Consider the following 21,243-nt stretch of genomic DNA (forward strand, 5'->3'; position numbering starts at 1 on the left):
GCCGCACTTTGCGTTGTGCATGGCTCGTCGACGCACCGTAACTGCCCGCAAAGGCATAGAACTTGGGGTGGAGTGCTCGAGTCTGGAGCGTCCCGCAAAGTCTGCTGAGCAAGCCCTGCAAAACGGTGGTTTGTACCAAGCAGCCTATACTTTTAACAGTTTATGCATGGTCTCTTGGTGTTGTAATAATTCCGTGATGCAGCGTTGCACCGATGCTTCCAGAACGGAGTAACTGCTTGCCCCCTCATGACCTCAACCATCACTAAGGACCGCACTCATGAGCTTTCTTCGTCCCAAGTTCATTACCTTTGACTGCTACGGCACGTTGACCAACTTTCAGATGGGAACCATGACGCGCGAACTGTTCGCCGATCGGGTCCCTGCCGAGCAAATGGATCAGTTTGTCCAGGACTTTTCCGCCTATCGCCTGGACCAGGTGATGGGTGATTGGCGGCCGTATGATGAGATTCTCAAGACCGCCCTGGCGCGGGTCTGCAAGCGTTGGGGTGTCGAGTACAAGGGCGAAGGTCAACTCTATTACGATGCCGTTCCGACCTGGGGTCCGCATGCCGACGTGCCGGCCGGCCTGGCGAAAATCGCCGACAAAATTCCGCTGGTGATTTTCTCCAACGCGATGGACGAGCAGATCATGTCCAACGTCGACAAGCTCGGCGCACCTTTCCATAAAGTCTTCACCGCCCAGCAAGCCCAGGCCTACAAGCCGCGCTTGGCTGCCTTCGAGTTCATGCTCGATAACCTCAACTGCGGCCCGGAAGACATCCTGCATGTGTCATCGAGCTTCCGTTACGACCTGATGCCGGCCCACGACATGAAGATCAAGAACAAAGCCTTCGTTGCTCGTGGTCATGAACAGCCGGCGAATGCCGTTTATGGCTACCACCAGATTCCGGATATCGGCGCATTGCCCGGGTTGGTCGGTCTATAAGTCTCAAGGCACTCTTCAAGGCAAAAGGGGTTAGACATGGGCAGTGAGTCCTATTGGCTCGATACCGCACCGCAATTCACCGGTGCACAGCTCGGCGCATTGCCCGGGCAGGTCGATGTGGCCATCGTCGGTGGTGGTCTCACTGGCCTGGCCGCGGCCCGAGCCCTGGCCTTGAAGGGGGCCAGTGTGGCGGTGCTGGAAGGAGGGCGGGTGATTGGCGAGGCTTCTGGGCGCAATGGAGGGCACTGCAGCACCGGCGTTGCCCAAGACTACGCGGCACTCAGCGCCAGCCTCGGCGCTGATAAGGCGCGTGCTTATTACCAAGCCTATGAAAGCGCCGTACAGAGCGTCGTTTCATTGGTGGAGCAGGAGCAGATTGCCTGCGACCTCAAGCGTAATGGCAAGCTCAAGCTGGCCGCCAAACCGATGCATTACGAAGGCCTGGCGCGCACCTGCGAATTGATTCGGCGGGAGGTCGATGCCGATGTCGAGCTGCTGTCCGCGCAAGAGGCCCGCGCGGAAGTCAATTCGGCCCAGTTCCACGGTGGCTTGCTCCAGCGTAACGGGGTGCAAATGCATGTCGGGCGCTTTGGTGTCGGTCTGGCCGAGGCGGCAGCACGTCATGGTGCGTCGATTTTCCAGGGCGTGTTGGTGACGGACTGGAAAGCCAGTGGCGGCGGCTATCAGGTCAACACCACCAAGGGCTCGCTACAGGCCTCGCAGGTTCTGCTGGCCACAGGCACGTGCCAGCAGGGCGGATTGGGCTGGTATCGGCGGCGGATCGTGCCAGTGGGCAGTTTCGTGATTGCCACCGAGGTTCTACCGCAGGCCCTGATCGACAGCTTGCTACCGGCACGGCGTTCCTATGTCACCAGCCGCATGATCGGTAACTACTTCCGCCTGACGCCGGACAACCGCTTGCTGTTTGGCGGTCGTGCTCGGTTTGCCATGTCCGACAGCATTTCCGACGCCAAGAGTGGCAAGGTCTTGCAGGCGGCAATGGTCCAGATGTTCCCGCAACTGGCTAGCGTGAAGATCGATTACTGCTGGGGTGGACTGGTGGATATGACCTCCGATCGGTTACCCCGGGCCGGGCAGCATGGAGGGGTTTATTACTCCATGGGTTACAGCGGTCATGGGGTGCAAATGTCTGTGCACATGGGGCAGGTCATGGCCGAGGTCATGGCCGGCAAGGTCGAGGCCAACCCGTGGCGCGAACTCGATTGGCCAGCTATTCCCGGGCATTTCGGCAAGCCCTGGTTCCTGCCTCTGGTAGGTGCGTATTACCGCCTGCAGGACTACCTGCACTGAGTTCATGGAGTTGCTTTACGTTTCAACCACGCTGCGCTTAATCGCCAGCACTCGAGCCTTATCATTGACGAAAGGTAGGACTGACATGACTGACAATAAAAAAAATATCGACTCCAAGCTGATCACTGGTGAAGAAAGTCTGCGCGTTTTCGAAGGGCTCAATCGCGGCATGTCGCGCCGCAATGCACTGCAGATGCTGGGGTTGGCCGGGGTAGCTGTCGCGGGCGCCAGTAGTCTGTTCGGCGCCGCTGGCAAGCTGTTTGCCGATGATGAAGCCGCAAGCCCTGGCAAAGGCAAACCGGGTGGACGGATTCGCGTTGCCGGTCAGAGCTCCTCCACAGCCGATACCCTTGATCCGGCTAAAGGCTCATCGTCCACCGACTACGTGCGTCATTACATGTTCTACAACGGCCTGACGCGTTTCGACAGCCATATGGTGCCGCAACTGGAGTTGGCCGAGCGCATCGACACCACTGACGCCACGCTCTGGGTAATCACCCTGCGCAAGGAGGTGACCTTCCACAACGGTAAGGCTCTGACAGCCGCTGATGTGGTGTTTTCTCTAATGCGGCACAAGGACCCAATCACCGGTTCCAAAGTCATGCCGCTGGCGGAGCAGTTTGCCGAGATCAAGGCCACCGGTACCAACGAAGTGCAGATTCGTCTGACCGGCCCGAATGCCGAGCTGCCGTCGATGCTCGCGGTTTCACATATGCTGATCGTCCCCGAAGGCACCACCGATTTCAACCAGGGCATTGGCACCGGGCCGTTCAAGGCCAAGGAGTTCAATCCCGGTGTGCGCTCGCTTGCCGTGCGTAATGCTGACTACTGGAAGCCAGGTCTGCCATATCTGGACGAGATCGAGTTCATCGGCATTGCCGACGAGTCATCGCGGGTCAACGCGCTGCTGTCGGGCGACGTGCAGATCATCAACGAAGTCAACCCGCGCTCGACGGTGCGCATCAAGGCCAGCGCGGGGCACCGGGCGGTGGCTGCACCATCGGGTAACTACACGGATTTGATCATCCGTCAGGATCAGATGCCTGGCAAAAGCCCGGAATTCACCCAGGCCATGAAATACCTGCTGGATCGCGAGCAGATCAAATCCGCGGTGTTCCGTGGCTTTGCCGTGGTCGGTAACGACCATCCGATTGCCCCCGGTTCGCGCTACTTCAACGCCGACCTGCCACAGACTGTCTACGACCCGGAAAAAGCCAAGTTCCTGCTGAAGAAGGCTGGCATGGAAAGCATCAGCATGCCGCTGGCGGCATCGCCGGCCGCCACCGGTTCGGTGGACATCGCGGTGCTGTTGCAACAGTCGGCAAAACAGGCCGGGCTCAAGCTCGACGTCAACCGTCTACCGGCCGATGGCTACTGGTCCAACCACTGGATGAAGCACCCGTTGAGCTTCGGCAACATCAACCCGCGGCCGAATGCCGATGTGATGTTCTCGCAGTTCTTCCAGTCGAAAGCGCCCTGGAACGAGTCGGGCTGGCAGAACGAGCAGTTCGACCAGTTACTGATGCTCGCCCGTGCAGAAACCGACGACGCCAAGCGTAGCAAGATGTACGGGGACATGCAGACCCTGGTGCATGACCACTGTGGTATCGGCATACCGGTGTTCATCAGCAACATCGATGGCGTCGACCAGCGCATCAAGGGCTATGGCACTAACCCGCTGGGCGGTTTCATGGGGTACATGTTCGCCGAGCAGGTCTGGTTAGACGCTTGATGAAAGGCTGGTTTTTGCTGCTGCGATATTGCAAGAGGATAGAGTGATGAATAGCAACACACTGTGGTTGATCGGCCGGCGTTTGGGGGCGGCGATCATGACCTTGTTGATTGTGTCCATGGTGGTCTTCGCCATCACGGCGGTGCTGCCGGGGGACGCGGCGCAACAGTCTCTGGGGCAGTTCGCCACGCAGGAACAGGTGGCGGCCTTGCGTCTGAAACTGGGGCTGGATCAACCCGGTGTGTTGCGATACCTGCACTGGTTGATGAACTTGCTGAGCGGTGACATGGGGGTGTCCGTCTCCAACACCATGCCGGTCAGCGAGTTGATGGCCGGGCGGGTACCCAACACCCTGATGCTGGCGGGCGCCACGGCGCTGGTGTCTGTACCGGTGGCGCTGATGCTGGGCATCGGTTCGGCCATGGGCCGCGGCGGGCGCATCGACGGCTTTCTGAGTTTTATTACCCTGACCATGGTGGCCGTACCGGAGTTTTTGGTGGCGACCTTGGCGGTGCTGATTTTTGCGGTGAATCTGGGCTGGTTGTCGGCGCTGTCGTACGCCAGCGACATCACCTCACCCTGGCAATTCATGCGTACTTACGCCTTGCCGGTGATGACCCTGTGCTGCGTGATCGTCGCGCAAATGGCCCGTATGACCCGGGCGGCGGTGATCGATCAACTGGACAGTCCCTACGTGGAAATGGCCCGGCTCAAGGGCGTGAGCCCGGTGCGGATTGTCCTTCGCCATGCCTTACCCAATGCCATCGGGCCCATCGCTAATGCCATCGCCCTGAGCCTGTCCTATCTGTTGGGTGGGGTGGTGATCGTCGAGACGATCTTCAACTATCCCGGCATCGCCAGCCTGATGGTCGATGCGGTGACCAACCGCGATATGGCGCTGGTCCAGGCCTGCACCATGCTGTTTTGTACGGCGTACCTTGTGTTGGTGCTCATTGCCGACCTGTGCTCGATTCTGTCCAATCCGAGGCTGAAAAACCAATGAAAAATTTCATTGTGAAATCGACGCCTGCAGCTTCCGACGTAGCGCTCAGCAAGGTGTCTAGTGGACGATCCTGGCTAGGGCTGGTCGGGGCTGCAATGTGTTTCCTGTGGTTGCTGGTGGCGATATTCGGCCCGTGGTTGGCGCCGCACCCGGTGGGGGAAGTGGTCTCCGACAATATCTTCGACAGTCTGAGCGCGGCTTACCTATTTGGCACCGATTACCTCGGTCGTGACATGCTCAGTCGAATTCTTGTCGGGGCGCGATTTACTGTGGGTTTGGCGCTGGTCTCGGCGGTCCTCGCCAGTGGTCTTGGGACCCTCTGCGCGTTGCTATCGGTCGTTGCGCCAAAGTGGGTGGATGAGGTGATCAGTCGCTTGATGGACGCCTTTATTTCGATTCCAAGCAAGATGTTGGCGCTGATCATGGTCTCGGCTTTCGGATCGTCGGTTACCTTGCTGATCTGCGCTGCAGTGATGAGTTACACACCGGGCGCCTTCCGCGTCGCCCGCAGCATGGCAGTGAACATCGAAGCCCTAGAGTATGTGCAAGTAGCCCGTACCCGTGGCGAGCGCCGTTTGTACGTCGCTTGCGTAGAAATCCTGCCGAACATGCTCAATCCGGTCTTGACCGATCTAGGCCTGCGTTTCGGTTACATCGTGCTGTTGCTCAGTGGCATGAGCTTCCTGGGTCTCGGTGTGCAACCGCCAGATGCCGACCTCGGTTCGCTGGTGAGGGAAAACATTGGTGGCCTCAACCAGGGCGCGCCGGCCATCGTGATTCCAGCGCTGGCCATCGGCACCCTGACCATCGGTGTGAATCTGCTGATCGACCAGTTGGCGTCGCGACGCAGTCGTCGTACGGGAGGTCATTGAAATGAGTGATTTGATTCGAGTCGAGAACCTGCGCGTGGTCGCCTGTGGCGAGCGCGGCGAGGTAGAAATCGTCAAGGGCGTGAGTTTCTCCCTGGCAAAAGGTGAAGTGCTGGCACTGATTGGCGAGTCCGGCTCCGGCAAGACAACTATTGCCCTAGCGCTGCTCGGTTACGCCCGGCGCGGTTGTCGCTTGGCGGGCGGCGTGGTGCAGGTTGGCGAGCATGACATGCTGTCGGTGAGCGAAAGCGAGCTGCAAGGCCTGCGCGGCAACCGGGTTTCGTACATCGCCCAGAGTGCCGCCGCGGCGTTCAACCCGGCGAAAAGACTCATCGATCAGGTGGTGGAAGGTGCGTTGATTCATGGCTTGGGCAGCCGCGTTGTCCTCGAAGCCAAGGCTATCGAATTGTTTCGCGATCTGGCCCTGCCCGACCCCGATCGCATCGGCCAGCGCTACCCCCATCAAGTCTCCGGCGGGCAACTGCAGCGGGTGATGGCGGCCATGGCACTGATCAGTGATCCACTGTTGGTAGTGCTCGACGAGCCGACGACGGCGCTTGATGTGACCACTCAGATCGATGTGCTGCGAGCCTTCAAACGTGTAGTGCGTGAACGCGGGGCGACGGCAGTCTATGTATCCCATGACCTGGCCGTAGTGGCGCAGATGGCAGATCAGATAGTGGTGCTCAATGGTGGCGAAATCTTCGAACAGAGTGCCACGGCGCCAATGCTCAAAGGCCCGGCCCATGAATACACCCGCAGCTTGCTGGCGGCAGCACGGCCGGACACGACGATTCGTCCACCCTGCGGTATCGCTGAAGACACGCCTTTACTGACTATCCAGGGCCTGACCGCCGGTTACGGCAACAAAGACCCGCACGGTATGCCATTGATTCGCGTTCTGGAGGACATCGATCTGACGGTGCGCAGGGGGCAGGCCATTGGGGTGATCGGTGAGTCGGGTTCCGGTAAGTCGACCTTGGCTCGAGTGGTGGCGGGATTGCTGACGCCGGCCCGCGGTGGGTTGACGTTCGATGGTCAGCCTTTGGGCGGTACTCTATCCGAACGCACTGACGAGCAGTTCCGACGCATTCAGATGGTCTTTCAGAACGCCGACACCGCACTCAATCCGATGCACAGTGTCAGCACGATCCTGAGTCGTCCGCTGAAAATGTATTTCGGCCTCAAGGGGGCCGCGCTGCGCGAACGCATCGGCGAGTTGCTGGATCTGGTGCGTCTTCCCCGGACCCTGGCCGAACGGCGGCCGAATGAACTGTCCGGCGGACAAAAGCAACGAGTCAATCTGGCCCGGGCCTTGGCGGCCAAACCGGATCTGATTCTGTGCGACGAAGTAACCTCGGCACTGGACACGGTGGTCGGTGCAGCAATTCTCGAACTGCTGCGCGACCTGCGTCAGGAGCTGGGGGTTTCGTATCTGTTCATCAGCCACGACATTTCTACCGTACGAGCGCTGTGCGACGACATCGTGGTGATGTACAGCGGCCACAAGATTCAGGCCGGCACTCGTCAGTCATTTGCCCAGGCACCGTTCCATCCCTACACCGACTTGTTGATCCATTCGGTGCCGGAGTTGCGTCAGGGATGGCTGGAAAGCTGTGGCACAACGACCTGCGGCACGCTGCCGCCCATTGGTGCAAAAGCCAATGTGCCTGGGCTGTGCACGTTCCTCAATCGTTGCCCGGTGCGGGTCGATGGCCTGTGCAATTGTGTTCCGCCGGACCGTCGGATGATTGTGGGCGGCAGTGAAATCCTTTGCCATCACGACAGTGCCGAGTTGCTGAACACTCAGCAGGATTCCAACAGTATGACCGTGGGAGCCTATGCATGAACGGGCGTTTCGTAAGACTGGCCGAACAGGACCGGCCCACTGTCAAACTGCAGGTAGACGGCATGCCCATCGAAGCGCTGCAGGGCGATACGCTGATGGTCGCCTTGCTGACTCAGGGTTTGGCCTTGCGTCAATCGGAGTTCGATTCGGGTCGCCGCGCCGGTTTCTGTCTGATGGGCGCTTGCCAGGACTGTTGGGTCTGGACCCGCGGCGGTGAACGTCTACGCGCCTGCTCCAATGAGGTCCGTGAAGGGCTGGATATTGTCACTACACAACCGGAGGCGATATGGCCACTGCGCGGTTGAGCACTCATCGAGTCGTTATCGTCGGCGCCGGGCCCGCCGGCACACGTTGTGCCGAAACCCTGGTCGCCGCTGGATTCAAGCCCATCCTGATCGACGAGAATCGCCGGGATGGCGGGCAGATCTACCGTCGCCAACCCGAAGGTTTTACCCGCGATTATGCCACCCTGTATGGCACCGAGGCCGCCAAGGCCAATGACCTGCACCAGAGCTTCGACCGCTTGCGCGGGCAGATCGACTACCGCCCGGACACGCTGGTGTGGAACCTGACACCGGGGCAACTGTGCTGCGTCAGCCAAGGCAAGCACTCTACGGTGGATTACGACGCGCTGATCCTCTGCACCGGTGCCACCGACCGCTTGATGCCGATTGAAGGCTGGCAGTTGGCGGGCACTTACAGCCTCGGCGGGGCACAGATCGCCTTGAAATCCCAGGCCGTGTCCATCGGCCACCGTGTGGTATTCATGGGCAGCGGACCGTTGCTGTATCTGGTTGCCAGTCAGTATGTGAAGGCGGGAGCCAAGGTCGCGGCAGTGCTCGACACCTCGCCGTTGAGCAAACGGATCCTTGCCATGCCGAAACTGCTGGCGCGTCCGGGGTTGCTGTTCACCGGGATGAAGTTATTGGCGCAGCTTTACCGGGCGAAGATCCCGGTGCACCTGGGAATTTCGCCGCTTCAAGTGCTGGGCGATGCGGCCAGCGGTGTCAGTAGCGTACGCGTGCGCACGGCACGCGGTGAGACCTTGACGGTGGATTGCGATGCCTTGGCCCTGGGTTATCACTTGCGCCCGGAAACGCAGTTGGCCGACCTGGCCGGTTGCCGCATGCGCTTTGATGAAGCGTCCGGTCAATGGTGGGTGGCCGTGGACGAGGAAGGCCGGACAACCGTCAACGGTGTGTATGCCGCCGGGGATGGGGCGAAGATCCGTGGCGCCGATGCCGCTGAGCACGCCGGACGGCTGGTGGCCATGGCGCTGCTGGAGGATCTGCAGCAACCGGTGAATGCCGGGATGCGCGACGAACAACGCCACGCGCTGGAGGTGATGGATCAGTTTCGCCTTGGGCTGGCCCAGGCGTTTCCCTGGCCTGCGGCACAGGCCAAGGCGCTGCCGGACAAAGCCATCGTTTGTCGCTGCGAAATGATCAGCGCTGGGGAGTTGCGCCGCACCGTCAGCGAAAAAGGGGCCTGCGAGGTCAATCGTGCCAAGGCGTTCAGCCGTGTCGGCATGGGTCGCTGCCAAGGCCGTTATTGCTCCCAGGCCGGGGCCGAGGTCATTGCTGCTGCGGCCGGCGTCAGTGTGCAGCAGGTTGGCCGACAACGCGGCCAGGCACCAGTCAAACCCCTTTCAATGCTCACCGAGGAGGTGTCGCCATGACGGTTCACAAAGCCGATGTCGTGATTGTCGGCGGCGGCCTGATGGGTTCGGCGGCGGCGTTTTTTTTGCGTCAGCGGGGTCAGTCGGTGATCCTGCTGGAGCGTGACCAGATTGGTCAGTACGCCAGCGGCGTGAACTTCGGCAACGTCCGGCGACAGGGGCGCTACCTCGGTCAGCTTGAGTTGGCCAATCGGTCCTGGGCGTTGTGGAAGCGTCTGCCGGAGCTGATCGATGACGACCTCGAATTCATCGCCAGTGGGCATATGCGGGTATGTTACCGCGAAGACGAGATCGCCGAACTTGAGGCCTATGCCGCCGCGCCCGAAGCGGCGCAACTGGACCTCAAGATCTATCGCGGTGCCGAGCTCCGCGTGCGGTTCCCGTTCCTCGGGCCAGACGTTAAGGGCGGCTCCTACGCGCCCCACGACGGGCACGCCAACCCGCGTCTGGCGGCGCCGGCGTTTGCCCGCGCAGCACGACGCCTCGGTGCTCAGATCGAAGAGCGCACTGAAGTGGCCGAGGTGCAAAAGGTCGGGGGCGAGTTCAGCATCAGTACCACCGATGGTCGTCAGTTCAGCGCCGCTCAGCTGTTGATCACCGCTGGCGCCTGGGGCCAGAAACTCTCGGCACAGTTCGGCGAACCGGTGCCGCTGGACACCCACGGCCCGCAAATGGCCGTGACCGAACCGGTGCCTTACGCCTTGCCGACGGTGATCGGCGTGTACACCAAGATTCCCGAGGAAGTGATCTATTTCCGCCAGATCCCGCGCGGCAACATCGTCATCGGCGGCGGTTATCGGAGTAAGCCGGACATGCTCAATCGTCGGGCCTATTTCGAACCGCGCAGTCTGCTCAATCAAATGGATCAGATGCGTCGCCTGCTGCCGGGTGTCGGCAATCTGAACATTATCCGGGTTTGGAGCGGCATCGAGGGTTACCTACCTGATTCCTTGCCGATCATGGGACCAAGCGGTACGGTCGATGGTTTGTTCTATGCCTTCGGCTTCTGCGGCCATGGCTTCCAGCTCGGCCCGGGCGTCGGCGATGTGATGGCCGAACTGATCAGCACCGGCAGTACCAGCACTTCGATTGAGCCGTTCTCCATCCGCCGGTTCGCCTCTTCAGTCGAGCAACGGAGCAAGGCCTCATGAAGCTCCGTGTACTGGACATTCTTAAACGCCTGATGGCCTTTGAAACCGTTTCTTCGGAATCGAACATGGCCTTGATTGAGTACGTGCGCGATCTGCTGCTGACCAAGGGTATCGAGTCGTTGATCGTCAAGGATGAAAGCGGCAAAAAGGCCAATCTGTTTGCCAGCACCGGTCCACGGGAGGTGCCGGGAATTCTGCTGTCCGGGCACACCGATGTGGTGCCGGCAGCGGGACAGGCCTGGACCTTCCCGGCGTTTCAGGCGACGGTACAGGACGGGCGGATTTATGGCCGTGGCAGTTGCGATATGAAGGGCTTTGTCGCGCTGGCCATCGACGCCATGCTCGATGCCGCCGATCATTCATTGAACCGGCCGTTGCAACTGGCGCTGTCCCATGACGAAGAAATCGGCTGTGTCGGTGTGCGGCGTTTACTGGATGTGTTGCATCTGGCGCCAGTGCGGCCCTTTTTGTGCGTGATCGGTGAGCCGACCAATATGCAGTTCGTGCTCGGGCACAAGGGCAAGGGTTCTTACCGCACTTACTGTCGCGGCCTGGAGGCCCATTCTTCGCTGGCACCGCGCTCGGTCAATGCGATTCATGTGGCTTGCGACTTCATCGCCGCGCTGCGTCAGGGCCAGAAGCATTTGCAAGAGCGGGGCGCTCAGGATACCGAATACGACGTGCCCTACAGCACCGTGCATGTCGGGCAGATCGTCGGCGGCAAGGCGCTGAACATCGTGCCGAACCTGTGCACCCTGGATTTCGAAGTGCGTAACTTGCCGGCGGACGACCTGGATCAGTTCCTGGAGCAGATGCGCGAACGGGCCGAGCTGATCGTTCGCGAAGCCAAAAAGCTGTCCAGCGTGGCGGATATCGAGATCGAAACCCTGAACGTTTATCCGGGCCTCGATACCCACCCAAGCGTTGAAGCAGTGCGTTTTCTGAAAAACTTTGCCGCGCCGGACACCGGCACTGCCAAAGTTTCATTCGGCACCGAGGGCGGGTTGTTCAAACAACGCTTGGATGTGCCGGTTGTGGTCTGTGGCCCGGGCTCGATAGAACAGGCACACAAGCCTGACGAGTTCATCGAGATCAGCCAGATGGAAGCCGGCGAGCACTTTCTGCAAGGTTTGTTGGGCTCGATGCGGCTCTAGTGTTGCGTTTGCCTACTCCGGACACTCGCTCACCGCGCTTATGGCCCTGTTATGGCATGGCGTCCAGGAACGCGTGACGTCCCGAGTTTGAGTTCACCCGCTCACCCGTACTGACAGTGTGGGAAGTGCTGAGAAAGGCTTCCCAGGCTTGCTTGACCGGGGCTGTTGACCCAGCCACTCGCAACCCTTCCGGAGTCCCCCCATGAAAGTGCTTGAGCGCCTGACATTCGCTGGCAAGTTCGTCTTGCTCGGCTTGCTAGCCGTGACCCTGATTACCATTCCAACCTGCCTTTACGTACTTGGCTCCTATCAGAGTAGCTACCAGACAAATCAGGAGCTACGCGGCATACGACCGGTGCTGGTGTTGCTCGAGCTTATTCACTTGACGCAGCAGCATCGCGATTTGTCATCCGCCGCGCTGGCCGGCAACCGGGACTTCAACAAAGCCCGTCTGGATAAACAGGCCGAAGTGGATCGCGCCCTCGCGGCAACCGATCGGGTTTTACAGGAGGCCCAAGTCGCTCCCACCATTCTGGCTGCCTGGCGACAGGCGCAGCAACAATGGCAAGAGCTGGCCGGCCAGGTTGCTCAGTCCACAGTCAAGGGCCCGCAGAGTCTGGCCCGTCATAGCCAGTTGATCGCAGCCTACCTGCTGATCGAGGACGCAATGCTCGATCACTTCAAACTCTCCTTTGATCCAGTATTAGGGACTTACTCGCTAATGGCGGGTGCCTTGATCGAATTGCCGCAGGCCACCGAGTTATTAGGTCAGTTGCGGGGTGCCGGCGGCCTGTATCTGGCGCAGGGGCGGATCCTGCCTGAGCAACAAGGTGCACTGCGTGGCTTGTCCACCCAGGCGCTGAGCAGCATTGACAAGATGGCACGTGCCTTGACCAAGGCGAGTGCCGCCGAGCCTGAACTCAAGGCTCTGCTCGAAGCGCCGCTAACGGCGTTAGGTCCGCAAATCCAGCAGGCGCTTGAACTCAGCAATTCGCGATTGGTATCGGCTGTTGAAATGGACATGGATTTCGCGCCCAGTGCAAACACCGCCGGGAATAACGAGTCTACCGATGCCCTGTACGCGCTTAAGCTGAATTACCCGGTCGGCGACTATCTCGCGGCTTACAATAAACCTGTTGACGCCTTGTATGCCGTTGGCCGCTCAGCGCTGACGGCACTCGATGAGGCGCTGGTGAAACGCCGCGACAGTGCCTGGCAGAGTCTCCTCCTGATGTCCGCAGGTTTGCTGGCGCTGTTGTTAGCTGGTGGTACCTTGGCCACCTTGATCGTGCTGCGTCTGCTCAAACAGTTGGCGATGGCCATGGCAGCCGCCGAGCGTATCGCCGAGGGTGACCTGACCCAACCACTGGATATCGTTGGTATGGATGAAGCTGCACGCCTTCTGCAGGCGCTTGAGCGCATGCAAATGAATCTGCGCAGTACGGTCAGGCAGGTTTTGAGTTCTTCCGATCGACTGGCCTCGACGTCGGCTCAGTTAAGTTCCGTGACCGATGACGCCACCCGTGGTGTGCAACGCCAGAGTGCTGAACTCGACCAGGCGGCCACTGCGGTCACAGAGATGACAGGTGCGATCGAAGACGTGGCGCGTAATGCCGCTTGGGCCTCGGAGGTTTCTCAAGCAGCAGACCAGCGTTCGCGTCAGGGGCAAGACAGCGTCAGCCGTACAGTTGGTGCCATCGAATCATTGAGCGAGGATATCGAGGATACCGCAAGCGCCCTACAAGCCCTGGCAGGTCAGATAGGTGACATCGGCTCGGTGTTGGATGTGATTCGTGGCATTGCCGAACAAACGAATCTGCTCGCCTTAAATGCGGCGATCGAGGCGGCTCGCGCGGGCGAAAGCGGACGGGGCTTCGCTGTGGTGGCCGACGAGGTCCGGGCCTTGGCGCAACGAACCCAGGAGTCGACCAAGCAGATTGAGAGCATCATCGGATCAGTGCAAAAAAGCAGTCACGGCACGCTACGAGCCATGCAAAGCAGTAATGGTAAAACTCGGGAGACCCTGGAGGTCGCCCGTGCGGCTGGCGCGGCACTGAATGCCATCGTAGACGACATCGCCCAGATCAACGAACGCAATCTGTGTATTGCCAGTGCCACCGAAGAGCAATCCCATGTTGCCCGTGAGGTGGATCGCAACCTGCTCAATATCCGTGATGTTTCCCAACAGGCCACGGTCGGGGCCAATCAGAGCCAAGTCTCTAGTCGGGAGCTCGCGGGATTGGCCCGCGAGCTGAATAGCATGGTCAAGCATTTCATCGTCTGATCGAGACTCGTTGCGCCTCATTCATACCCGATAACCGGCTGCATCTCGGTACCTGGGAGCGTGACGATAGCCATCACAAACCAACAGTAGAGCCTGCTGTCGAATGCTGATTTTCAGCATTCAAGGCTGCCGGGGCGGCGCTTTCAGCATCCTCGTCTGTGGCGACACAATAGACTGAAGGCTGTCTCGGAACAGGACTCGACCATGCTCAAGAATCGCCTGAAAGACCCCAGCCTGCTGGTAGAACTCGCCTACATCGACGGTCAGTGGACCAGCGCCGACAACGCCGCGACCCTTGACGTTATCGACCCGGCCAGCGGCCAGTTACTCGCCCGCGTACCCGCGATGCAAGGCAGCGAAACCCGACGCGCCATCGAAGCTGCCGAAAGCGCCTGGCCGGCTTGGCGCGCACGCCCGGCGGCAGAACGGGCTGCGCTGCTGGAGCGCTGGTACCAGGCGATGATCGACAACCTCGACGACTTAGCGCTGATCATGACCTGCGAACAGGGCAAGCCGCTGAATGAAGCCAAGGGCGAGGTCCGCTATGGCGCCAGTTTCGTCAAATGGTTCGCCGAAGAAGCCCGCCGGGTTTACGGCGAGACCATACCGGCACCCAGTGGCGACCGTCGCTTGCTCACGCTCAAGCAGCCGGTCGGGGTTTGCGCCGCGATCACCCCGTGGAACTTCCCCAACGCGATGATCACCCGCAAATGCGCACCCGCTTTGGCGGCCGGCTGCACGGTCATCGTCAAACCCTCGGATCTGACGCCACTGTCCGCCCTGGCTCTGGCGGTGCTCGCCGAGCGCGTCGGCATTCCGGCCGGGGTGTTCAACGTAGTGACCGGTATGCCCGCCGGCATCGGCGAAGAACTGACCGGAAACCCGACGGTGCGCAAGATCTCCTTCACCGGTTCCACTGCTGTCGGTCGGCTGCTGATGCGCCAGAGCGCCGAACACATCAAGCGCTTGAGCCTGGAGCTGGGCGGTAACGCGCCATTCATTGTGTTCGACGACGCTGATCTGGAACAGGCAGTGGCCGGCATCATGCTCAGCAAGTTCCGCAACGCTGGCCAGACCTGCGTTTGCGCCAACCGGATTCTGGTGCAGGATGGGATCTACGAGCGCTTCGCCCAGCGTCTGGTGGAGGAGGCGGGCAAGCTCAAGGTCGGCAATGGCCTGGACGCCGACGTGACCATCGGCCCGCTGATCAATGCGGCGGCGGTGAGCAAGGTCGCTCGACATATCGACGATGCCTTGAGCCAGGGAGCCCGTCTGCTCTGTGGCGGCATCCCCGAGGGCGACGGCCAGTTCGTCCAGCCGACAGTGCTCGGTGAGGCCCATGCCGGGATGTTGCTGGCCAACGAAGAAACCTTCGGTCCGGTTGCACCGCTGATGCGCTTTACCCATGAAGAAGAGGCACTGGCCCTGGCCAATGCCACGCCTTATGGTTTGGCCGCCTATTTCTTCACCCAGGACTTGCGCCGTTCATGGCGGTTCGGCGAGGCGCTGGAGTTTGGCATGGTCGGTCTCAACACCGGGCTCATTTCCATGGAAGTCGCCCCATTCGGCGGTATCAAACAATCGGGTCTGGGCCGTGAAGGCAGCAAGTACGGCCTGGATGAATACCTTGAAGTCAAAGCCTTCCACATCGGTGGGCTGTGATCCGGTCACCGTTTGAACTGGGTATTGAGGAGTCACGATTGATGAGTAAACCATTTAGAATTGCCGCGATTGCCGGCGATGGTATCGGCAAGGAAGTCTTGCCTGAAGGGCTGCGGGTACTGGAGCAGGCCGCGAAGAAATGGCAGCTGGATTTGAGTATCGAGGTGCTCGACTGGGCTCACTGCGATTATTACCTGGAACACGGGCAGATGATGCCCGCTGACTGGTTCGAACAACTCAAGGGCTTCGACGCGATTTACTTTGGCGCCGTGGGCTGGCCGGACAAAGTGCCGGATCACATTTCCCTGTGGGGTTCGCTGCTGAAGTTCCGCCGTGACTTCGACCAATACGTGAACATCCGTCCGGTACGGCTGTTTCCCGGCGTGCCGTGTCCGCTGGCCGGTCGCGAAGCGGGGGACATCGATTTCGTGGTGATCCGCGAAAATACCGAGGGCGAGTATTCGTCGGTCGGCGGCAAGATGTTCGAAGGCACCGAGCATGAGTTCGTGCTGCAGGAGTCGGTGTTCACCCGGCGCGGCGTGGACCGGATTCTTAAGTTCGCCTTCGATCTGGCCCAGACCCGGCCGCGCAAGCGCCTGACCGCGGCCACCAAGTCCAACGGCATTTCCATCAGCATGCCCTACTGGGATGAGCGCACTGCGACAATGGCCGCGAAGTACCCGGACGTCACTTGGGACAAGCAACACATCGACATTCTCTGCGCGCGCTTCGTGCTGCAACCAGATCGTTTCGATGTGGTGGTGGCGTCGAATCTGTTCGGCGACATTCTGTCCGACCTGGGACCGGCCTGCGCCGGTACCATAGGCATCGCCCCCTCGGCCAACCTCGATCCGGAGCGGCGCTTTCCCTCGCTGTTCGAACCGGTCCATGGCTCAGCGCCGGATATCTATGGACAGAACATCGCCAACCCGATTGCGATGATCTGGTCCGGTGCCTTGATGCTGGACTTCCTGGGCAATGGCGATGAGCGCTACCGTGCGGCCCATAACGGTATTCTCAAGGCTATCGAGCAGGTCATCTCCGAGGGGCCGATCACCCCTGATTTGGGTGGACAAGGCTCGACCCAGGATGTCGGTATGGCCATCGCTGCGGCACTTTAACTCCAGATAACAACAGGTCGGCTGGAGAGCTCCACCCCTTCTTGTGTCTCACCCTTTTAGCCCGTCTCACTGCGGGCTTTTTTTATCGCGTGCAAATACCCCTCTGACAGTCTCTTTTCAAGGTGCCCTGCTGAGCGCCTGCACAGTGGAACTGCTTCTAACGGCTCTTTCCTTCAGTGTTGCGAAGATCCAGAGAATAAGAGGGATCAAACGAATGTGAAAGAAGGCGAGTATGCGGTTGTTATTGATGATTTTGGTGGGCTGCGCCATACACGCCAAGAGTTGGGCGAGCGCCCCCATAGACGTGGTCATTCTCTGTGACGCCGGCTACCCGCCATACAGTTACGCCGAGGGGGATGAGGCCAAAGGGCTTTACACCGATATTCTGCGCACAGCTTTTAGCCGCATGCCGGAATACAACGTGCACATTCGTCCAGTGCCCTGGGCGCGTGGTCTGGCGGAAGTGGCCAGCGGCCGTGCCTTTGCTCTCTATCCGCCCTACTATCGCCCCAGCGCACGGCCCTGGATGGACTACTCGCGGCCTATATTGAAGGAGAAGGTAGTCGTCTTTGTGCGCGCAGAGTTAACGCGAAAACGGCCGGTCGAACGTTTCCCGTTCGCCTATAGCGGTCTACGTATTGGCGTGAACAGAGGGTTCATGAGCATTGATGATCAGGACTACCAAAGCATGCTCGCTACAGGTGCCTTGAAGCAGAGTTATGCCAACGACAATCGTACCAACCTGGCCAAGCTCTATCATGGGCGCATAGATGTCTATATCAATGACCGCCTTTCGGTCCAATGGGAACTTGAGCAGATGCAACGCGAGGGCGTCTTTGCCCAGAACGATCTCAACTGGCTGGTCGAAGGACCTTGGCTCACCGGTGAGGCGGGGTACCTTGGTTATACCCGGCTCAATGCTTCGGCTTATCCTTACAAGCCCCAGTTCATGCAGCGTCTCGATAAGGTTCTGGCGGAGTTGGAGCGTGATGGCAGCATCGAGCGCCTGACAAAGAATTACGATTTGGTTAGCCCTTTGTACTCCTCGGGTGAGGGCATCTAGCAGCGGTGGGGGGAACACACCCAAGCTACCTTCAGAGGGCTACTGCCTCTGCGGGTCTCAAGTGTATCCCCTGGCCCGCCGGGCTACTTGCTTGCAACCACCTGCTTTAGCGCCTCGACAAAGCGGCTTAGATCGCTCTTCTGCGTGTAGATGCTCGGCGACACCCGAAGTCCGCTGATGTGCCTGATCTGGCGGAACTTGACATGCACCTGGTGGGTTTTTCGAAGCTCTTGCTCAACCCATCTAGCATCACATTGATCGATAGAGAACAGGCTTACTGCGCCCAGCTCGTCGGTTTCAAGTGGCGTGTGGAGCCTGAAACCAGGAATGTCTTTGGCGAGGTCAACCCAGTAACGGGTTAGCTCCTGTAGGCGCGCGTGAATGACTCGCGTGCCGATTTGTGTATGGAAACGGATAGCCGGGGCAATGCCCGCCTGTATCGCCGAGTTATAGGTGCCGAGATTCCAGTGGTCGAATTTGTCGATTTGAAGCGGTGGTGGATCGAAGGGCCCCAGCAACGGCCAGGTGCTGTCGATTCGGTCGCGCCTGACAATTAGCATGCCATTGCCGACCGGCGCCCCCAGCCATTTGTGGAGGCTGGTGATGAAGTAATCGCAATCCAGTTCGCGGAAGCTGAGCGGCATCTGCGCAAATGTCTGGGCACCGTCCACCACAGTGACAATTGCCCGCGCTCGGGCTAGCGCACAGATGCGCTTGACCGGCAGGACTCGCCCGGTCCAATGCAGCATGTGGGTCAGTTGGATCACCCGGGTACGCGGGGTAATTGCCTGTGCATAAGCTTCCACGATGACATTCTCATCGTCCATCAGGTCGAAGTCGACTGTCACCACTTCGATGCCTTCGCGCTGCTGACGCTGCAACCATCCGGCTATTACGCTCGGATAGTCCCACAGTGAGACCAGCACTTGGTCGCCGGCCTTCAATGGTATGCCGAAAATGGCTGTCGACAAGCCTTCGGATGAGTTGCGGTTCAGGGCGATCTCATCGGGATCGCAATCAGCCATGTCAGCCAGCTGTTGCTTGATCGTAGGGAGCTCGGCGTCGAGCTTGCTCCACATATTGACGTCCGGGTTGTGGCTGATCAGCCGATAGGCATCAATCATAGCCTGCTCTACCACCAGCGGTGGCGGACTCACTGCCGCGTTGTTCAGGTTCAATAGGGGGCGCTGCTCAGGATAGGCTGCGCACACGCGCTCCCAGAGTGCTTCCTCAGCGACAGACTTGTCTGACATCAGCTGCACTTCCATTCTCGCTTCTCACCTCTGTTTGAATTGTTTACTTAGGCTTGGCATTCGCCACGCTGACGAGCTTCAATGGCACGATTAGTGATCTCTTCAGAGCTGCCTGGACCACCAAAAGTCATTCGCTAAAGCCGATATAGATTAGGATTCAGTATTTTCTTACCGAGTCTTCGAGTGTACGCACCTGAGCGTCAATGGGCGGGTCGCCGGGCTCCTCGGTGACGGGCTTATCGTCGCCCATGGACTTGCGGAACCCCCTGATCGTGTCGCCGAGGTCCGCCCCCAAACCTTTCAGGCGTCTGGTTCCGAACAGCATGATCACGATCAACAGGATGATCAGGAGTTTTCCGGCACTGAGGCCACCTAATCCCATTGTCTGTACTCCGCAAGTGATTGATCGGTTTGGTGGTGGGGCCGACGGAGGAAAATCCGTCTGTCGGCGCTAACACGGTTCAAGTTATTTGACGACGTAGAGCTTGCGTACATAAACGCTACTCTGCCAGGCGCATGGGGCACCCAGGGGTACGAATACCGTATCGCCGGTGTTGACCGTCAGATCGGTCCCGTCCGCTGCCTGGAGGGTGACGCTGCCTTCGAGCAGGTGCATCAGTTCATACAGCTTGTGTGGCCTCGCCCTGCGGGTATAGGGCGTCGAGTCCCAGACGCCGATGCGCAGGTTGGTCGCTTCTTCGACAAACAAATTGTGCGAGCGACATTGCGGCGTCGGGCTTAGCAGAATCTCTGCATCCGGTGCCGCAGAAGGAGTGAGCAGCGTTAGCGGGGGGAGCGCCGTGAGCCCGGGATGACGTTCCTCAACGAGCTGGGTATCCGCGCAGAATGCCCAGAGAGAGTCGGGTCGCGCCTCGATCTGGAGCGACGTACCGCGGGCGATCACGGCGCTGTCACCGGGATTTAGTTGAAGCGTGTGATCCTGGCTCTGCAGGGTGACGCGTCCTGTGTGAACCACGATCATTTCGCTGTAGGGATAGTCATCGACGCTGAATTGTCCGCTCGCCTGGACCACGCCAGCAGCGATGTCATCCGGCCCAAGATAAGCAATGTGCCTGTCGAAAGGATCGGTGGCTCCCAACGAACCGGGGGTGAATTTTGTCGGAACGGGACTGCCGTCGGCGTGTGCCAACAGCACTGCAGTGGGCTCTAACATGAAGGTGTTTCTCCAGGAAAATGCATCGTGTAGCGTCGGATGGATCTGTGGGTTTGTCAGCCGATGGCCTGAGTCACCAGCGCAAACTGGCGCACTCCGCCGATAGCCTGCGGCGGGGTGCCACGAGCCATTTGCGCAACGGTGTCGACCTGCTTCAGCCCGGCCTCTTCCAGCCAATGGGCCAGTCCGCTATCGGACGGTATATCCATACGCACGAATGCGTCCGGCACTTGGGCCAACAACACCGCGATCAAGTGCTTGGCCTGTTCTGGACTTTCCGCGATGACCGGGCCGATGCAGCGACCACGGCCGAATGGGCGCAGCATAGCGAAGGCGCGAAGCTGACCCTCGCGCTCGATACCGACTGAGTGTTCGACACTATCGAACAGATCATTGAGCACGGCTTGTCTGTTCAGGCCGCTGCCGGCGTTAGCCAGTTCGACTTGATCGCTTCGATCGGCTTCGGTCAGCGGGCGGCAGTGCTCACCGGCTGGCAGATCATTTGGTACAGGGGGCAGCGCATGCCCCTGATGTTGTTGAATATGTCCAAAGTCAATAAATCCCTGACTGGCATAAAGTGGGGCACCGGCTAACGTCGCATTGAGCATGGCGGTACGTGATCCGCAAGCCTCAAGTGCCAGTTCCATCAGCTTGCGACCTATACCCTGGCCCTGGTACTCATCACTGACGATCACCAGACCGATAGTGGCGTAATCTCCCTGCGCACAGGTGAACGAGGTACCTATCAGGCGACCTCCATCTTCTACGACAAAACCCTGCGCGATGCGTTGCAACATGGCCCATTCCTCCAAGCGGTGGGGCCATTTCAGCTGTATGGACAAGGCGTGGGCCAACGGCACATCGGCCGGGGTCATGGGGCGATAGCTATACGTAGGGCGTTGCGAATTGGACATGACAGATCTCCGTATACAGGGAGCGTGATCGGTCGGATTTCTCCGTGGAAAGTATTGGTATCTCACCTGCTGCGAGGCC

Annotated in this window: 18 protein-coding genes; 14 read left to right on the forward strand and 4 right to left on the reverse strand. The window is 59.7% G+C overall.

Going from position 1 to position 21,243, the window contains the following annotated elements; all coding sequences use genetic code 11:
* Nucleotides 1-277: 277 nt before the first annotated feature.
* The 14 genes from ACX3YF_RS11070 (at nucleotide 278) to ACX3YF_RS11135 (ending at nucleotide 17,823) form a co-directional block, all read left to right on the forward strand.
* Nucleotides 278-946, forward strand: coding sequence for a haloacid dehalogenase type II (locus tag ACX3YF_RS11070; RefSeq protein ID WP_458973738.1), 669 nt, complete (start codon nucleotides 278-280; stop codon nucleotides 944-946).
* A 36-nt stretch (nucleotides 947-982) separates the two neighbouring features.
* A complete protein-coding gene (locus ACX3YF_RS11075; RefSeq protein ID WP_458973739.1) occupies nucleotides 983-2,257 on the forward strand; it encodes an NAD(P)/FAD-dependent oxidoreductase in 1,275 nt (424 codons plus the stop codon).
* A gap of 85 nt (nucleotides 2,258-2,342) precedes the next feature.
* Entirely contained in the window at nucleotides 2,343-3,989 is a 1,647-nt protein-coding gene (locus ACX3YF_RS11080) for an ABC transporter substrate-binding protein (protein WP_458973740.1), read from the forward strand.
* 46 nt (nucleotides 3,990-4,035) lie between these two features.
* Entirely contained in the window at nucleotides 4,036-4,992 is a 957-nt protein-coding gene (locus ACX3YF_RS11085; protein ID WP_458973741.1) for an ABC transporter permease, read from the forward strand.
* Nucleotides 4,989-5,864 carry an ABC transporter permease gene (locus ACX3YF_RS11090; RefSeq protein ID WP_458973742.1) on the forward strand — a complete coding sequence of 292 codons (876 nt, stop codon included), beginning with the start codon at nucleotides 4,989-4,991 and terminating at the stop codon, nucleotides 5,862-5,864. Before ACX3YF_RS11085 ends, ACX3YF_RS11090 begins: the two co-directional genes overlap by 4 nt.
* Nucleotide 5,865: 1 nt before the next feature.
* Nucleotides 5,866-7,710 carry an ABC transporter ATP-binding protein gene (locus ACX3YF_RS11095; protein WP_458973743.1) on the forward strand — a complete coding sequence of 615 codons (1,845 nt, stop codon included), beginning with the start codon at nucleotides 5,866-5,868 and terminating at the stop codon, nucleotides 7,708-7,710.
* Nucleotides 7,707-8,015 carry a (2Fe-2S)-binding protein gene (locus ACX3YF_RS11100; RefSeq protein ID WP_458973744.1) on the forward strand — a complete coding sequence of 103 codons (309 nt, stop codon included), beginning with the start codon at nucleotides 7,707-7,709 and terminating at the stop codon, nucleotides 8,013-8,015. Before ACX3YF_RS11095 ends, ACX3YF_RS11100 begins: the two co-directional genes overlap by 4 nt.
* Nucleotides 7,997-9,388 (forward strand): FAD/NAD(P)-dependent oxidoreductase, encoded by a 1,392-nt coding sequence (locus ACX3YF_RS11105; RefSeq protein WP_458973745.1) that lies wholly within the window; start codon nucleotides 7,997-7,999, stop codon nucleotides 9,386-9,388. Before ACX3YF_RS11100 ends, ACX3YF_RS11105 begins: the two co-directional genes overlap by 19 nt.
* A complete protein-coding gene (locus tag ACX3YF_RS11110; protein ID WP_458973746.1) occupies nucleotides 9,385-10,539 on the forward strand; it encodes an NAD(P)/FAD-dependent oxidoreductase in 1,155 nt (384 codons plus the stop codon). Before ACX3YF_RS11105 ends, ACX3YF_RS11110 begins: the two co-directional genes overlap by 4 nt.
* Nucleotides 10,536-11,693 (forward strand): acetylornithine deacetylase, encoded by a 1,158-nt coding sequence (gene argE / locus ACX3YF_RS11115; protein WP_458973747.1) that lies wholly within the window; start codon nucleotides 10,536-10,538, stop codon nucleotides 11,691-11,693. Before ACX3YF_RS11110 ends, argE begins: the two co-directional genes overlap by 4 nt.
* 202 nt (nucleotides 11,694-11,895) lie before the next feature.
* On the forward strand, nucleotides 11,896-13,977 hold the full coding sequence (locus tag ACX3YF_RS11120) for a methyl-accepting chemotaxis protein (RefSeq protein WP_458973748.1): 2,082 nt from the start codon (nucleotides 11,896-11,898) through the stop codon (nucleotides 13,975-13,977).
* 204 nt (nucleotides 13,978-14,181) lie between these two features.
* Nucleotides 14,182-15,639, forward strand: coding sequence for an NAD-dependent succinate-semialdehyde dehydrogenase (locus tag ACX3YF_RS11125; protein WP_458973749.1), 1,458 nt, complete (start codon nucleotides 14,182-14,184; stop codon nucleotides 15,637-15,639).
* A 41-nt stretch (nucleotides 15,640-15,680) separates the two neighbouring features.
* On the forward strand, nucleotides 15,681-16,760 hold the full coding sequence (locus tag ACX3YF_RS11130) for a tartrate dehydrogenase (protein WP_458973750.1): 1,080 nt from the start codon (nucleotides 15,681-15,683) through the stop codon (nucleotides 16,758-16,760).
* A 232-nt stretch (nucleotides 16,761-16,992) separates the two neighbouring features.
* Nucleotides 16,993-17,823 (forward strand): substrate-binding periplasmic protein, encoded by an 831-nt coding sequence (locus tag ACX3YF_RS11135; RefSeq protein WP_458973751.1) that lies wholly within the window; start codon nucleotides 16,993-16,995, stop codon nucleotides 17,821-17,823.
* A gap of 83 nt (nucleotides 17,824-17,906) precedes the next feature.
* Here ACX3YF_RS11135 and ACX3YF_RS11140 read toward each other — a convergent pair whose 3' ends face one another.
* The 4 genes from ACX3YF_RS11140 to ACX3YF_RS11155 form a co-directional block, all read right to left on the reverse strand.
* Nucleotides 17,907-19,091 carry an aminotransferase class V-fold PLP-dependent enzyme gene (locus ACX3YF_RS11140; protein WP_458973752.1) on the reverse strand — a complete coding sequence of 395 codons (1,185 nt, stop codon included), beginning with the start codon at nucleotides 19,089-19,091 and terminating at the stop codon, nucleotides 17,907-17,909.
* 142 nt (nucleotides 19,092-19,233) lie between these two features.
* Entirely contained in the window at nucleotides 19,234-19,458 is a 225-nt protein-coding gene (tatA, locus tag ACX3YF_RS11145; RefSeq protein WP_458973753.1) for a twin-arginine translocase TatA/TatE family subunit, read from the reverse strand.
* 84 nt (nucleotides 19,459-19,542) lie between these two features.
* A complete protein-coding gene (locus ACX3YF_RS11150; RefSeq protein ID WP_458973754.1) occupies nucleotides 19,543-20,250 on the reverse strand; it encodes a cupin domain-containing protein in 708 nt (235 codons plus the stop codon).
* A 56-nt stretch (nucleotides 20,251-20,306) separates the two neighbouring features.
* Nucleotides 20,307-21,164: a GNAT family N-acetyltransferase gene (locus ACX3YF_RS11155; protein ID WP_458973755.1), complete on the reverse strand. Its 858-nt coding sequence runs from the start codon at nucleotides 21,162-21,164 to the stop codon at nucleotides 20,307-20,309.
* Nucleotides 21,165-21,243 lie beyond the last annotated feature (79 nt).

This window comes from Pseudomonas fluorescens group sp. PF-69 (genome assembly GCF_054481235.1).

Excerpts from the sequence above, each read along its gene's own strand:
- ACX3YF_RS11070 (WP_458973738.1), top strand. The coding sequence starts at position 278 with ATGAGCTTTCTTCGTCCCAAGTTCATTACCTTTGACTGCTACGGCACG.
- ACX3YF_RS11075 (WP_458973739.1), top strand. The coding sequence starts at position 983 with ATGGGCAGTGAGTCCTATTGGCTCGATACCGCACCGCAATTCACCGGT.
- ACX3YF_RS11080 (WP_458973740.1), top strand. The coding sequence starts at position 2,343 with ATGACTGACAATAAAAAAAATATCGACTCCAAGCTGATCACTGGTGAA.
- ACX3YF_RS11085 (WP_458973741.1), top strand. The coding sequence starts at position 4,036 with ATGAATAGCAACACACTGTGGTTGATCGGCCGGCGTTTGGGGGCGGCG.
- ACX3YF_RS11090 (WP_458973742.1), top strand. The coding sequence starts at position 4,989 with ATGAAAAATTTCATTGTGAAATCGACGCCTGCAGCTTCCGACGTAGCG.
- ACX3YF_RS11095 (WP_458973743.1), top strand. The coding sequence starts at position 5,866 with ATGAGTGATTTGATTCGAGTCGAGAACCTGCGCGTGGTCGCCTGTGGC.
- ACX3YF_RS11100 (WP_458973744.1), top strand. The coding sequence starts at position 7,707 with ATGAACGGGCGTTTCGTAAGACTGGCCGAACAGGACCGGCCCACTGTC.
- ACX3YF_RS11105 (WP_458973745.1), top strand. The coding sequence starts at position 7,997 with ATGGCCACTGCGCGGTTGAGCACTCATCGAGTCGTTATCGTCGGCGCC.
- ACX3YF_RS11110 (WP_458973746.1), top strand. The coding sequence starts at position 9,385 with ATGACGGTTCACAAAGCCGATGTCGTGATTGTCGGCGGCGGCCTGATG.
- argE (WP_458973747.1), top strand. The coding sequence starts at position 10,536 with ATGAAGCTCCGTGTACTGGACATTCTTAAACGCCTGATGGCCTTTGAA.
- ACX3YF_RS11120 (WP_458973748.1), top strand. The coding sequence starts at position 11,896 with ATGAAAGTGCTTGAGCGCCTGACATTCGCTGGCAAGTTCGTCTTGCTC.
- ACX3YF_RS11125 (WP_458973749.1), top strand. The coding sequence starts at position 14,182 with ATGCTCAAGAATCGCCTGAAAGACCCCAGCCTGCTGGTAGAACTCGCC.
- ACX3YF_RS11130 (WP_458973750.1), top strand. The coding sequence starts at position 15,681 with ATGAGTAAACCATTTAGAATTGCCGCGATTGCCGGCGATGGTATCGGC.
- ACX3YF_RS11135 (WP_458973751.1), top strand. The coding sequence starts at position 16,993 with ATGCGGTTGTTATTGATGATTTTGGTGGGCTGCGCCATACACGCCAAG.
- ACX3YF_RS11140 (WP_458973752.1), bottom strand. The coding sequence starts at position 19,091 with ATGGAAGTGCAGCTGATGTCAGACAAGTCTGTCGCTGAGGAAGCACTC.
- tatA (WP_458973753.1), bottom strand. The coding sequence starts at position 19,458 with ATGGGATTAGGTGGCCTCAGTGCCGGAAAACTCCTGATCATCCTGTTG.
- ACX3YF_RS11150 (WP_458973754.1), bottom strand. The coding sequence starts at position 20,250 with ATGTTAGAGCCCACTGCAGTGCTGTTGGCACACGCCGACGGCAGTCCC.
- ACX3YF_RS11155 (WP_458973755.1), bottom strand. The coding sequence starts at position 21,164 with ATGTCCAATTCGCAACGCCCTACGTATAGCTATCGCCCCATGACCCCG.